Raw genomic sequence first — 13374 nt, forward strand, 5'->3', positions numbered from 1 at the left:
CTACAACAAGGCTAAAATGATGGCCGTGAAAATAGTTAGAAGCCGGACGTTTTCATGGGTTGCGCGGAATTTGCTGGCAAATTCGCGTTAACTCGCTTGGCACTTCTTTTCCCGCCTGCTGCCATAGCGCAGCAAGCAATTCAGCATCGGCGGTGATCCGGGCTTCCCGCTCTGCGACCTGTGCGGCAATGCTCTGCTGTGCGTGCCAAACCTCTTTCAGCTTTGCACGCTTTGCCTTGAGCTGATCATGGTCATCCTGAAGCTTGGCCTGTGCAGTGGCAATCTCAAACTGCTTTGCCTTCAATGCCTCATGGACCCGTTTCAGCTGAGCCTTCTGCTCCAATCGCCAGCGCGTTGGCGGGATATGTTGCACCGGCTTAGGCAGAGGCAGGTTCGCAGCCTTGGCTTTCCGCCGGTTCTCGGCATGCTTTTCACCCCGGATCAGCCCCAGTTTCGCAAAGTGATCACCAGCAAGATTTTGGGCGTGTTCATAGCTGGCAAAAAGGGGATTGCTCGAGGGCTGCAAAAGCCGATGGCATCCGCTGGATTTCGAGTGCTTCTCCGTCCATGGGGCGACCACGAAATGGATGTGCAGAGCTTCCTCATCCATATCCATTCTTGCGTGCACGCAGGTCTCCCCGAAGTGGTCTCTCAGGAACGCTACAGCGAGATCCCGGAAGGCCGATACCTTTGCAGGATCCCAAGCCTCGATCCCGCTGCCGCCAAACCATTTGGAACTGGCCGTCAGGATACCTTCCCGCAGTGGCCCTTCTTTCGATTTGGCCCAAGGATCGACCGGTCCACGCCTCTTCAGGGCGGCGGCTTCGGTTGGTCTCTGGCGGGCCTTTCTGGCGGCAATGACCTCTTTTAGATTGATTGCAGAAACGGCTTGGATTTCTGCGTTCAGGTCTTCAATCCAAGTCTGCGAGCCGATCAGGATCTGGTTAAAACCTGACTTCTCGACGTCGATGTGTGAGAGGTCGCCACCTTTCCGATCCCCATGCATCTTGAAGCGTTTGAGCTGATGCGGGTATAGTCCTCTGAATCTCAAAACTACTGGATAACTATTTTCTTTCAATGACATAATGAACTCCTGTCTCTATGAATAAGATTGTAGAAATCTTGCAAGACACAAGCTTTTGTCGCCATGAAAGTACTTACTAATCACCCTGCGGTTTGGGGGTGCAGGGCGAAAAGAGCACCATTTGTACCACAGTCAGAAAGATCTTCAGCGGATCCGGGCTCCGGCAGTCGGACAATGCCGGTAACTGAAGTGGGCCTCAAAGTTGGAGCCCAACATGACCCGCAAATTGACCGATCTCGGCCCTGTTGAAGTGGCCATAATCGACCACCTTTATGACCTTACGGATCCGCTCGACTTCAACGAATACCTGCAAGCGCAGCACAACGCAGAAGTCGACGCCGCGTTCTGGCAGATGATCAACACAGGCGAACCGATTGCCTCCGCATCCGAGGTCCGGTGGGAGCTCTTGCGTCGGACGCTGGACCGCTGCCATCCCGATCCGGAAACGATCCTGAACCCCAGCCTTAGGCACCGCGCTTTTGCTGGTCTGAAAGGACTTGTGGTCTATGCCAGTGAAGTCCATGCCAATCGACCGGGGCTTCTGGCACACCTCCTGTCAGAAACGGATACGGGGAAAGTGGCCCCTGAACAGGCGGCGGATTTTCTGCTTAAGATACTCGTCCACGAAACCCTCTTCGACAGGGAAACCGAAGCGCCATCAAACCCTTACCGCCACAAGGCCGAATGGCAACCAGAGGGAAAACCGCGCTATCGGGAACTGCCCAAGGCGGAGATCTGGGCCTTCGTGCAAGAGGCGCTCTGGGGCGGAATTGTCGGCATCACCGAGCAGATGCCCGATGCGCTGATCCGGGGGCGGTTTGCGGTTGCGTGGGGCGTCGAAAAGCAAAAGAGCCTGAACAGCGGATAATCAAGCGATGCAAGCGGTTGACCAGATCCCTGAAGGTGAGGAGATCGGCACGGTCACCGCCGACGGTGCCTATGACACGCGCCGATGCCACACCGCCATCATCCACCGACAAGCCACCGCGATCATCCCGATCCGCAAGAACGGCCGACCTTGGAAAGAAGACTGCCCGGCCGCAGTCGCCAGAAACGAAACCCTGCGCGCCACCCGACACTACGGCAGGGCGTTCTGGAAGCGCTGGACCGGATACCATGCACGAAGCCGGATCGAGGCCAAGATGCGGTGCCTGAAAGCCTTCGGCGAGCGCATCGCCGCAAGGCACCCCGACAGCCAGACCGCCGAAATCCAGATCCGCGTCGCCCTCATCAACCGATTCAACGCACTCGGCACCGCCGAGATCGTCCGCTTGGCCTAATGCAGACGGGGACAGGGGCTGTCATGCCTCAGGTAGGACTTCTGCAACAACGCCTGTCTTAGCCATAACACTACGGTCGCGGCGAGGGCGACGACGGAGGGGAAGAATGTTGGCGGCAACCTTTAGGTGCAACTACGGCCTCCGCCGCCGACTGCCAGCACCTAGCCCGTGATCACTCGGGTTAGTGATACCAGTTAAATAATCTGATCGATCCGCTCTGCCAAAGCCCGCTTCGTCTCGAAGGTTGTCTTGACGTATCTCTGGGTCGTTACAATGGACTCGTGGAGCATCTGATCTTTCAGTTGATGAATGGGGACGCCGCCATTGACCATCATCGTCCCGAAGGTATGACGCAGACTGTAGATTTCGAGCTTTTCGGTCCCCTCGACTTCGAACCGATGGGCATGTGCCCGAAACAGGACTTGGGTCCCTTTTTCGGACAGTGGCAAATGCCGATACCCGGTTCTGTCATCGAGAGATCCGAAGACATAAGGGCTGTATGGAGCTGCCTCAGCGGCTGCCGCCATGATCTCTAGTGCCGTTGGAGAGGCGATCAATGTCGAGGCTTTTTCAGTGAGTTTCGCAATGGTTTTGTGCTTGCGAAACGTCATTTGACCTGTTTCCAGATCGACGAAGTTGCCTTGATGGTCGTCTGCCTTCAGAAGGCTCCGCAACATGATTGGACGCAAACCTGTATATAGGAGGCACAGCAAGAAACGCGCATGGTTATGCTGTTGCGGAGGGAAGTTTTCCAGATTTCCGTAGAATGTCTTGAACTGCTCCACTCCCCGTTTCGACAGGACCGTATTTCGAAACTTCGGTGTGTGGGGGCGAAGGTCATCCAAGTTTTTCTTCATGATGTTCTGAGGGATGCGTTCGTCGTGATATTCGCTTTCAAGAACAGAGTAGAGTGCAGCCCTAAACTTGTTGAACTCTGCCGGGTGATCGGACAATGCTGCTTTGATCGTTCCGACATCTGATGGCTTAAGGTCGACTGTCAAAATGCCTTCCCCCAGGCAGTCGGTGATATGTTTGAACAAGCGTCGCAGGTTCTGCTTTGTTCGCGGGGTGATCTTCGTCTTGCGTTCAACGTAATTCATCCAAGCCGTCTTCAAGAAACTGGGGTCGCCTGGATCTGCAACCTCATTCAAAAGGAAATGCTCTTTGGCAGCTTTGCGAACGGCCTCGGCGTGCTCCTTCTCCCAGACCTTCCGTTGATCGATTCCGACCTTCCCGGCAGAAATCATCTTCCGGGCTCGTTCCTTGGCTTCTTCTAGATCGAATTCTTCGACCCTGCCGATGGAGCAGAAAACTTGCTTTGGCTTGGCCGGACGACTGCCCTTCAATAGGTCCTCAGGCGGGTAAATCCGGAACTTCACCCAGTAGGATTTGACGCCATTCTTGGCAACGCGAACGCTCATCGGCAAACCGTCGACAGGTTCGTGATATTCCTTGTCCTGACGTTCAAGATTTCGGATCTTGAGGTCTGTAAGCTCTCTTCTGCGGGCCATGTCAAATCAACGGGTTACCACCATGCTACCAAAATGCTACCATAATTTTAACCAGTTTGAAATCGGTGTCCGGTATGAAGACACGAATATTCTTGACAAAACTCTGAAAATTATTGGTTTTCTGGGGCAATGGTAGCATGAGTTGAGGAGATGGTAATGCACGAATTCACCCTTCGCGTCTATTACGAAGACACCGATCTTGCGGGGATCGTCTACTACGCAAATTACCTGAAATTCATCGAGCGCGGACGCAGCGAATGGGTACGGGAGCGCGGGGTGGATCAGGCGCAACTGCGCGCGGACAAAGGCATTGTGTTTGCCGTCAGAAGAGTCGAAGCGGATTATCTGAAACCCGCGCATTTTGACGACGTGCTGACGGTTTCGACCAGCCTTGCCAAACTGGGCGGAGCGAGAATTGAATTGGATCAATCCGTCTTGCGAGGCGGTGATGTGCTTTTCACTGCCCGTGTGACCTTGGTCTGCCTTGGACCACACGGGGCAACCCGCATTCCTGAAGAAGTGTCCGTTAGCCTCGCCTGAAGGGACAGAGGGGAGCATGTACGACCTATGGGCACCGTTGCTCGCCGGGAATTTATCGGGGGCGGTGTTTACAGAAGCCTCTTCATCCCATAGCTGCTAGCAACAGGTTTCGGGGTCTTCGCCTCCATGTCAATTACCACATCGCCCATCGTTGTCATGCTGCGGCGCGTCTTTCCCGTCCTTCTTGGCTTGGGCTTGTTCGGTCTTGGCCTTTTTGCCTTGCACCATCTTCTGAAGCCTGTCGACCCGGCAGCTGTGCTTGCCCATGTCCGGTCTGTGCCGACACCTGTTCTGTTGGCCGCAATACTGGCAACAGCGATCGCTTATGCAGCGCTTGTCGGGTACGACGTTCTTGCCCTTCGTTTCATCGGACGAAAGCTTCCCCTGCGAGTGGTCAGCTTGGGTGGGTTTCTTGCCTACGCGTTTGGGAATACCATCGGCGTAAGTGTGATTTCCGGCGGGGCTGTCCGATATCGCATTTACTCGGCCTTTGGGCTTAACGCATTTGAGGTTGCGACCGTCTCTGGCTACATCGCCGTTGCCTTGGGAACGGGCCTGACCCTAGCCGGCCTTGGCGCGTTGGCGCTGCACCCTCAGGTCGTTTCCGGCATACTTCCCTTCCCCCCCAACCTGATCCAGTTTGGCTCTGCGGCCATCTTCTTCGGCATGATCGCCTTGATCGTTTACGTTTCATGGTCGAACCACTCCCTGCGCATCTGGAAACTTGAACTGCGCCTGCCTTCGCCACGCAACCTTGCGGGTCAAGCCATGGTTACTATCGTTGATGTCGTCGGCGCAGCCTTTACACTTTGGGTTCTGATGCCTGCGGGCACACCGCCCTTCGATGTCTTCGTTGCGATCTATGCCATAGCAATGATGGTGGGAATTCTCAGCCATGTTCCTGGTGGCGTCGGCGTGTTCGAGGCCGTCGTCATCGGAACACTGCCGGGTCATATCCCGGTCAGCGAAGTGGCTGCGGCACTTCTGATGTTCCGCATGATCTATTACCTGCTGCCGTTCATTCTCGGTTTCGCTCTTGTATCGCTTAACGAACTACGTCTGGCCGAAGGCGCGATCAGTCGGCTGACGGGGCGCATTCCTGCCCCCATGCGCCCGGCGCTAGAGGCCATCCATGACATGGTTCCATCCCTTACCGCGCTGGTCTCGTTCGGGTTCGGCGTCTATCTCGTCATGGTCTCGTTGATCCCATCCGTTCAAGGCGAAGCGGTAGAAGAGATAAGACTGATTGCTGCCTTGATGCGAGAAGGTGGCACCCTGCTTTTGGCGATACTTGGGGTCACCCTTCTGATCTTGTCGCACGGGCTTGGTCGGCGCATCAAATCGGCCTTTTGGCTGATGATGCTTGCCCTTGGCGCAGGCGTTGTCGCTTCACTTCTGAATGATTTCGATCTGGACAATGCGGCCCTACTTGCTGCTGGCGCTTTGCTGCTTTTGCCTTTCCGACGCAGTTTCTATCGTCAGGCCGATCTGACTGACAGCCTCTTCAGCCCGAATTGGTTTGTCCTTGTATTTGCTGTCTTAATCGGGGCCGGGGTGTTCTTCTTTTTCATTCACCGCACGCCTCAGGGCACGGGGGATCTTTGGTCAATCCTTGCCGAAGGAGCCGACACGCCCCGCGCACTTCGTTCCGGACTTCTGGCCTCAGCCCTGCTTTTCCTGTTCGCGATCGCCATGGCCATCCGGCACAAACCTGCAACCCCGGCCACGCTGGACGACCCAGCCGTAAAGACAAAGATCGAGGATATCATTGACCAGAGCGGTGTTCCGTCAGCTTTTCTGGCCCTGACGGGGGACAAGCGGTTTCTTATGTCGGAACAAGGTGGCGCATTCCTAATGTTCCGCGAGCAGGGCAAGACTTGGATCGCTCTGGGTGATCCAATCGGGGAGCCAGAGGAAGCGTCGGGCTTGTGCTGGACTTTTGCCGACCTCGCCCGTCAGTCGGGGGCGCTTCCGGTCTTTTTTGACCTGCGCGAAGATAACCTTGGGCTTTATGGCGAAATGGGCTTTTCACTGCATCGCATCGGCGAAGAAGCCAGCGTCAACTTACATGGACTTCACCTTTGGGATCCCGCATTTGCTTCCCTTCGTGAAGAAGCGGCCTCTTGGCAGGCCAATGGCGCAGTCGTTGATGTTTCGGCCCCGCCGCATTCGGAAAAGCTGCTGGCGGAAACAAAAGGAATCTCGGATTCCTGGCTTGAAGCCATGCTTGGCCGAGAGAAGAATTTCAACGTCGGGCGTTTCGACCCAACCTATCTGACCAATTTCCCGCTTGCGACCGTGCGCATCAAAGGCGAACTCGTCGCCTTCGCGACCGTCTTTGCGCCCGGTTTGGGACATCATGTTTCGCTGGACCTGCTTCGCTTCTCACCCGAGGTTGGGCCAGATATTCTTGGCTTCCTGCATTTAGCCCTTATCGAACGATACCGTGACCTCGGCGCGCAAACCTTCAGCCTTGGCATCGCGCCACCGGAAGATCTTTCTTCCCGGTCGGTCGAGCGACTTTGGAGCCGATTTGGAAGCTTCCTCTACCGCAAAAGCGCAGCTTTCCCCGACTTCGAAGCTTTGCGAGATTTCAAGCAGGGCTTCCAGCCAAACTGGAACCCACGCTACATCGCCGTTCCTCCTGGGCTTTCGCCAACACGGGCAATGACCAATGTCGCGATCCTGATTGCTGGCAGCAGTGCTATTCTATTTGGCCGAAAGTCAAAATGAAAAGGCCGCTCCGGCCTTATCGCCTGCAACTGCGCTGTAATCGTTTGGCCATAGTTCAGTCCGTTATTTAATCCTGTATCGACTGAAGAAAGGACGCCATTTCACCGTCGTCCATCGGTACATCGTGCTCGGACTGCGGATAATTACCAACATCCACATCGGCCTTGAACTCTTTGAACGCGGCTATGCGCTCATCTTGCAGCCGAGCGTATTCCGCTGCGAAGTTGCGATAGGTTTTGGCGTGACGCGGTTTGTGGCCATCGGTGGATCCCAGAACGTCTTCGGCAAAAAGGTATTGCGCATCCGCTCCTGGCCCTGCCCCCATCCCCAGCATCAGCATGCTGGTATTCGCACTCAGGAAAGCACCCAATTTGGCCGGGACCACTTCCAGTTCCGCGCCGAAGCACCCAATCGCTTCCAACCGCTTGATCTGGTCCCAAAGCTGCCGGGCCTCTGTTGCGGTCTTTCCAACGGCGCGCCACCCTGTCCACGTGATGTAACCCGGTACAAGACCCACATGGGCAACAATGGGCACCTTGTTTTCACAAAGCACTTTCTGGATGTTCAAACTGGCCGCGCAGTAATAGCAATCGCCGCCCAACTGACCAAAGTAATAGGCCGCCCGAAGATAGTCTTCTGCCGTGGCCAAGGCGCGGCCTTGGAAATTGCCATGCATGGCATAGGGCAGACCAACCTGCACAAAACAGCTTCCCGCCGCCTCGCGCATTTCCGCGTCGAAGTATTTACCTTCGATGGACAACATCTGAACGCCCGCAGCACCGGCCGCTGCGGCCTCGTCGGGTGTCGTCACATATAGCATCGAGATCTTCTCGCCACGCGCCTTCATCTTGCGCATGTCGTGAACGGTTGGGCGGTTATTCTTGTGAACCATGGGATTATACCGTGAACGCGCTGCGGAATGCGTCCAGGGCCGCGTCCTCAGACCCCTTCGCAAAGGCTTCAAGACCGACCGGGCCATCATAGCCCATGGCCGCCAATGACCGGGCCACCCCGGCATAGTTGATCTCTCCCGTGCCCGGTTCGCAGCGGCCGGGGTTGTCGGCAACCTGCACCTCGCCGATCCATGGCAGGCAGGCCTCGCACCAGCGGATCAGATCGCCCTCCCCGATCTGGGTGTGGTAAAGATCAAGGTTGATCCGCAGCTGTGGACGGTTGATCGACGAGACCAAGGCCAGCACATCGGTCGTCGAGCCAAAGGGGCAGCCCGGATGGTCAATCGGGTTCAGGTTTTCCAGCGTAAAGACCACGCCCTCTGCCTCGGCCAGATCGCAGATCCGGTTCAGCGTATCACGGGCCCGCACGACCATTCCCGGCGCAAAGGCCCCGATCTTCGGGATTGGCACGCCCATATCGCCAAGCCCTGTGCCGTGCAGGTTCAGCCGCTGCACCCCCAGCCGCTTGCCAACGGCAACTGTTTCTCTGGCCGAGGCCAGCAGCATCGCCGCGCCCTCTGTATCGGTCAGGCGGCCCTCGAGATAGCCATTCATGATGGTAAAGGTCGCGCCAGTCTTTTCCAGCTTTGCCAAATCCCACGCCGGCCATTCCCCAGGCCGACGCCAAACCCCATCTCTTTTAACCGGCTGGCCCGCCAGTCGATCGGTTTGTCGCGCCAAAGCATTTCCGCGCAGGCAGCCAGTTGAAAAGCCATGTCAGATCTCGATAAAGACGGTGCCGCCTTCCACCTTTACGGGGAAGGTCCACAGGTTGATGCAGGCCGGGGCGCGCATCGCCTCGCCATTCTTGTAGTCGAACTGGGCATTGTGCTTGGGGCATTCGATGACCCCGTCCATCACCAGACCGTCGCAAAGATGGATATGCTCATGCGAGCAAATCCCATCCATGGCAAAGAACTCCTCCTCGGGGCTGCGAATGATCACAAAGGTCTGTGGCCCGTGGTCAAAGCGGATCACATCTTCGGTCTCGATATCGACGGTCGCACAGGCGCGGATCCAAGTTGGCATTGGTCATTCCTCGTCGTCAAATCAGGTCTTCATTCGATGCGGCAGGCGGTCCCGCTGTCAGGTCGAGGCCTTGGCGTTCATCTTCGCCTTCTTCTTCTGGAACCGGGCATTCATCTGGGCGTCGCCCTCCTTGGTGCCGTCGTGCCAACTGCCGAACCACCGATCCAGCGGAAGGAGCCCGTCGCCGCCGTAGTTCACCTCGAAATACTTGTGGTGCAGGTAATGGGCATAGGCGTGGCTATCCAACGGCGTGGTCTCGGTGATCTCCAGCTTGTCGAAACCGATATGGCCGTTCAGTGCGCCGTATCCGGCAAGGTTCACTTGGAACAAGGCCACGATCGGGTTCGATGGAAGAACCAGATGCCACAATGTGACAGCATGATACAAAAACCCTTCCACGGGATGCATCGACAAAGATGACCACGGGCTTGCATTGACCGAGTTGTGATGCACCGAATGAACCCATTTATACAGCGGACCCCAATGGATCAGCCGATGGACACAAAAGAAGTGAAACTCGTGGATGACCGGTACCATCAGGACCAGAGTGGCCAGATAAACCGGGTGGTCGGCCCAAGCCAGCCACGGCACGGCGCCATTGGCATAGGCATACAGAAAGATCACCTCGACCACGGTCCAAAGCGGGATGGAAAACAGGAAGGACCGCAGGAAATTGTCGATGTTCTGGCTTTTGAACCAGAACACGTCCGATGGCTGTTCAGAGGGAAACTTGGCGTTGTACTTGAACCGCGTGCCCTGCTTGCGCTTGACGTAATAAAGCAGTTCGATCGAGCCATACATGATAAAAATGCCAAGTGCATTAACCACATAAAGCCAAAGCGCCCATCCCCATGACAGCGTCTTCATCACCTCGACATCGGGGATGATCCATGCCCAATAGGCCAGCGTCACCGCCATGTGAAAGGCGTTCCACGGGAACAGATAGCCCGGAATCCATCCAAGGATCTTCTTCAGGCTGACCGGCTTTTCCCAGAACGGCGCATATTCAAGCCGGGCCGCTGGCGCCCAATCTCCGCGCTTGTTCCTTGTGCCGAATTTCAGGTCATCCATTTCGATCTTTTCCTTCGCAAGGCATGGGAACCATCCAGACTGCGCTCGTACTCGCAATGACCAAAGCGCCATGGCGGCTTTCAAATCAAGCTCCCGGAACGCGCGGAAAAGTCTTTGTCTCAATTGTATCAATTCACCGCCAAGCATGATACAAAATGAAACACGCACATCAGGAAATGTAATGGCGCGCCCGACGATCAAAGACTTGGCCAAAGCAGCCGATGTTTCTGTAGCCACGGTCAACCGCGTCTTGGCCGGGGCGGAAAATGTGCGCCTTGCAACGCGCCAGCATGTGCAGAACGTTGCTGCGCGCATCGGTTTCTACGGCCTCGGCGCGATCCAGTCGCGGGTAGCGGCAAGCCGGCCAAAGCTGCGCCTTGGCGCGCTCCTCTTGCAGCCACACAGACCCTTCTACAAGAACTTGGCCCAAACCCTTCGCGAGGCAGCCGCTGCAAGGGCGGATGTGGACATTGACCTGCGGATCGACTTTATCGAAGACCTCTCTCCGCAGAACACCGCAGACCACGCAAAAGACCTTGCGCGCCATTGTCAGGCGGTTGGGATCGTTTCTGCCGTACATCCCATTGTGACCGAAGCCATTAACGAAATCGAACGATCAGGCGTGAAGGTGTTTTCACTGGTCGCCCCCATGTCCTCAACGGGCCAAATCCCATATATCGGCCTCGACAATTGGAAACTCGGGCGCACCGCGGCTTGGGGCTTTGCCCATCTCTGCCGGACTCCGGGCAAAATCGGAATTCTTGTCGGCAACCCCCGCTATCGTAATCAGGAAATGACAGAAGCCGGATTTCGCTCTTACCTCCGCGAATTCGCGCCGGACCTTTCGCTGCTAGAGCCGCAATCCACCTTCGAATCTGCCGCAGTCGCGCAGGAAATCACCGAACATCTCTTGGTCAAACATCACGACCTTGCCGGGCTTTACGTCAACGGCGGTGGGGTCAGCGGTGCTATTGAGGCCGTCAGGGCGCAAGGAAAGTCAGGAAAGCTGACGATGATCGGGCATGACCTGACAGATACGACGCGCTCTGCCCTGCTGGACGATACTCTGACGATTCTCATGTCGCACTCTCTGGACCGCTTTGGACTGGAGGCAATTGACGCTATGGTCTCGGCATTGCAAGGATCACACCGAAACCTGAACCGCATCATCCCCTTTGAAGTGCTGACCCGCGAAAATCTTTGAAGGCCCTCATCCCCCTCATGCCAGCCCTGTCTCAAAAGCAGCCTCCAGACGGGCCATGAAAGAAAAAACCATGCGCCAACCGCTTGCCAGTGACGACCTTTCCCCAGACAGTTTCTGGCTGGACGACCCAACACATCGGGCGTGGCTGGCAATGGATACGCGGCGCCAGTTCGATTTCTTTCGCACCAGCCTTGCAGCAGATGGCGGTTTCCATGTGTTGGGCTATGACGGAGTTCCTTTGGAAAGCCGCGTTCAGGAACTTCACACGACCACACGGCTTGTGCATTCCTACGCACTTGGGCGCGCTGCAGGCGAGGTGAACTGCGAGGCGATGATCGATCAAGGTATGGCCTATCTTTGGTCGCACCATCGCGACAACGCCCATGGTGGTTATCTTTGGGCGCTGGACGGCTCGCAAATTCACGATGAACGCAAGCTCGCATATGGTCATGTTTTCGTCTTGCTGGCTGGGTCTTCCGCACGCATGGCGGGCCATCCCGAGGCTGACCGTCTGATCGACGACGTATCCGAGATCTTGGACAAGCATTACTGGGAAGACGATCACGGCCTCTTTGCCGATGAGTGGAACCGGGATTGGACTCCCTTCTCGACCTATCGCGGAATGAACGCCAATATGCACGGGGTCGAAGCGCTTCTAGCGGCTTTTGAAGCGACGGGCCGCGATCGATATCTGAACCGCGCGGGCCGGATTCTTAATTTCTTCCTGCGTCGCATGGCCCCCGCCCACGGCTTCCGCTTGCCCGAACATTACACCAAGGACTGGCAGGTTGACCCCGGCTATTCCGGAAACCCGATGTTCCGACCCGCTGGCACGACCCCGGGGCACAGTTTTGAACTTGGTCGCCTGATGCTTCAGCATTGGGATCTGTCCGGCCGCCCCGTCAATGACGCACCTGCAATCGCGCGACGGGTCATCGAAACCGCCCTGACCGATGCTTGGGATCAACAACGCGGTGGTCTGGTTTATACGCTGGATTTTTCTGGCAAACACGCCATCCCCTCGCGCTACTGGTGGCCCGTGACCGAAGCGATCGGTGCCTTGGCCAGCCTGATCAAGCTGGAGCGCAAGTCCAAGGATGAGCTTTGGTATCGAAAGCTGTGGGACTTCGCAGACCAGTATTTTGTCGACCACCGGCACGGCGGCTGGTTCCCTGAAATCGATGACGAAGGTGAGCCTGCCCGCACCCAATTCATGGGCAAGCCCGACATCTATCATTCAGTTCAGGCCACGCTTTTCCCGCTGACGCCGGGCCTCTCGCGCGCTATGGACGAGCTTGGTTCCAGCTTCGCAAAATCTGGCACCTAGGTCACGGCCTGTCCCATAAGTCGCGCGCGGCAACGGTCCATCTCCGCCGCGCTTGGGGCCTGCCCCGTATAGATCTCAACGTAATGCGGAACCCTCAGCAAGCGGGTTTCTGTGTCCTCGCGTGTCTGCATTGAGATGTAGCCAATCTGCGTCAGGTAAATGGTCCGCGCCCGGACATCGGCATCTTCCTGGGTATGTCCCCAGCGGACCAACATCGCCGTCAGCGAAGACAGGCGCGCCTGATCGGCCTCCTGCACACGTCGCAAAAGCTCGGCATCCTGCAGCGCCCAGCCACGCGTAGCGAATTCAAGACGCGAGTCAAAAGCCTGATCTGACAAAAAGCAGCCGATGACGTTCAGCATCGCCTCGGTTTTGCTTGCAGCATAGGCGTCACAAGCCGCGATCAAAGGCATCGTGGTCCGCTCGGCCCACATCTCCGCCAATGCAGACAGCAGGGCAGAACGATCCTTGAAAAACCAGTAGAAGCTGGTGCGCGACAACCGCAGGCGCGCCGCAAGGGGCTGTATTTTCACCGCCTCGACGCCCTGCTCTATCAGGGCTTCATAGGCCGCGCCAAGCCAAAGCTCCCGCGATCCTCGCCACCCGCTGTCCTGTTCGTCGGTCTTTTCCATTGCCTCAACC

General features: G+C 56.7%; 12 protein-coding genes and 1 pseudogene. 6 read left to right on the plus strand and 7 right to left on the minus strand.

All coding sequences use genetic code 11. The features are described 5' to 3' along the window. Nucleotides 1–52: 52 nt before the first annotated feature. Nucleotides 53–1051: a hypothetical protein gene (locus ACSBLW_RS08790; protein ID WP_435259838.1), complete on the minus strand. Its 999-nt coding sequence runs from the start codon at nucleotides 1049–1051 to the stop codon at nucleotides 53–55. Between the two features lie 247 nt (nucleotides 1052–1298). Between ACSBLW_RS08790 and ACSBLW_RS08795 the strand changes: the two genes are divergently transcribed. Together ACSBLW_RS08795 and ACSBLW_RS08800 are read left to right on the plus strand one after the other, a co-directional pair. Continuing rightward, a complete protein-coding gene (locus ACSBLW_RS08795) occupies nucleotides 1299–1952 on the plus strand; it encodes a hypothetical protein (protein ID WP_435259839.1) in 654 nt (217 codons plus the stop codon). A gap of 10 nt (nucleotides 1953–1962) precedes the next feature. Then, nucleotides 1963–2364, plus strand: a pseudogene (locus tag ACSBLW_RS08800) (transposase); the annotation flags it as partial. 194 nt (nucleotides 2365–2558) lie between these two features. Here the strand turns inward: ACSBLW_RS08800 and ACSBLW_RS08805 are convergent. After that, a complete protein-coding gene (locus ACSBLW_RS08805; protein ID WP_435259840.1) occupies nucleotides 2559–3875 on the minus strand; it encodes a tyrosine-type recombinase/integrase in 1317 nt (438 codons plus the stop codon). 156 nt (nucleotides 3876–4031) lie between these two features. On the opposite strand from ACSBLW_RS08805, the gene ybgC reads away from it, so the two are divergent. Both ybgC and mprF read left to right on the plus strand, forming a co-directional pair. Continuing rightward, on the plus strand, nucleotides 4032–4415 hold the full coding sequence (gene ybgC, locus ACSBLW_RS08810) for a tol-pal system-associated acyl-CoA thioesterase (RefSeq protein ID WP_435259841.1): 384 nt from the start codon (nucleotides 4032–4034) through the stop codon (nucleotides 4413–4415). Between the two features lie 126 nt (nucleotides 4416–4541). Further along, nucleotides 4542–7148 (plus strand): bifunctional lysylphosphatidylglycerol flippase/synthetase MprF, encoded by a 2607-nt coding sequence (gene mprF / locus ACSBLW_RS08815; protein WP_435259842.1) that lies wholly within the window; start codon nucleotides 4542–4544, stop codon nucleotides 7146–7148. 67 nt (nucleotides 7149–7215) lie between these two features. Here the strand turns inward: mprF and ACSBLW_RS08820 are convergent, their stop codons facing one another. The 4 genes from ACSBLW_RS08820 to ACSBLW_RS08835 form a co-directional block, all read right to left on the minus strand. Further along, a complete protein-coding gene (locus ACSBLW_RS08820) occupies nucleotides 7216–8040 on the minus strand; it encodes a 3-methyl-2-oxobutanoate hydroxymethyltransferase (RefSeq protein WP_435259843.1) in 825 nt (274 codons plus the stop codon). A gap of 4 nt (nucleotides 8041–8044) precedes the next feature. Then, a complete protein-coding gene (locus tag ACSBLW_RS08825; protein ID WP_435259844.1) occupies nucleotides 8045–8695 on the minus strand; it encodes a TIM barrel protein in 651 nt (216 codons plus the stop codon). A gap of 123 nt (nucleotides 8696–8818) precedes the next feature. Then, complete coding sequence (locus ACSBLW_RS08830; RefSeq protein WP_435259845.1) at nucleotides 8819–9130, minus strand: MocE family 2Fe-2S type ferredoxin; 312 nt, start codon at nucleotides 9128–9130, stop codon at nucleotides 8819–8821. A gap of 57 nt (nucleotides 9131–9187) precedes the next feature. Continuing rightward, complete coding sequence (locus tag ACSBLW_RS08835; RefSeq protein ID WP_435259846.1) at nucleotides 9188–10201, minus strand: sterol desaturase family protein; 1014 nt, start codon at nucleotides 10199–10201, stop codon at nucleotides 9188–9190. Between the two features lie 181 nt (nucleotides 10202–10382). Between ACSBLW_RS08835 and ACSBLW_RS08840 the strand changes: the two genes are divergently transcribed. Both ACSBLW_RS08840 and ACSBLW_RS08845 read left to right on the plus strand, forming a co-directional pair. Beyond that, nucleotides 10383–11405, plus strand: a complete 1023-nt coding sequence (locus tag ACSBLW_RS08840; protein WP_435259847.1) for a LacI family DNA-binding transcriptional regulator — start codon at nucleotides 10383–10385, stop codon at nucleotides 11403–11405. A 70-nt stretch (nucleotides 11406–11475) separates the two neighbouring features. Then, nucleotides 11476–12732 carry an AGE family epimerase/isomerase gene (locus ACSBLW_RS08845; RefSeq protein WP_435259848.1) on the plus strand — a complete coding sequence of 419 codons (1257 nt, stop codon included), beginning with the start codon at nucleotides 11476–11478 and terminating at the stop codon, nucleotides 12730–12732. On the opposite strand, the gene ACSBLW_RS08850 is transcribed toward ACSBLW_RS08845, so the two are convergent. Continuing rightward, a complete protein-coding gene (locus ACSBLW_RS08850) occupies nucleotides 12729–13364 on the minus strand; it encodes a TetR/AcrR family transcriptional regulator (protein ID WP_435259849.1) in 636 nt (211 codons plus the stop codon). The genes ACSBLW_RS08845 and ACSBLW_RS08850 overlap by 4 nt on opposite strands. Between the last annotated feature and the right edge of the window lie 10 nt (nucleotides 13365–13374).

Origin of the sequence: Thioclava sp. FR2 (assembly GCF_051200875.1) — a bacterium.
In the GTDB taxonomy this organism is placed as follows: Bacteria; Pseudomonadota; Alphaproteobacteria; order Rhodobacterales; family Rhodobacteraceae; genus Pseudotabrizicola.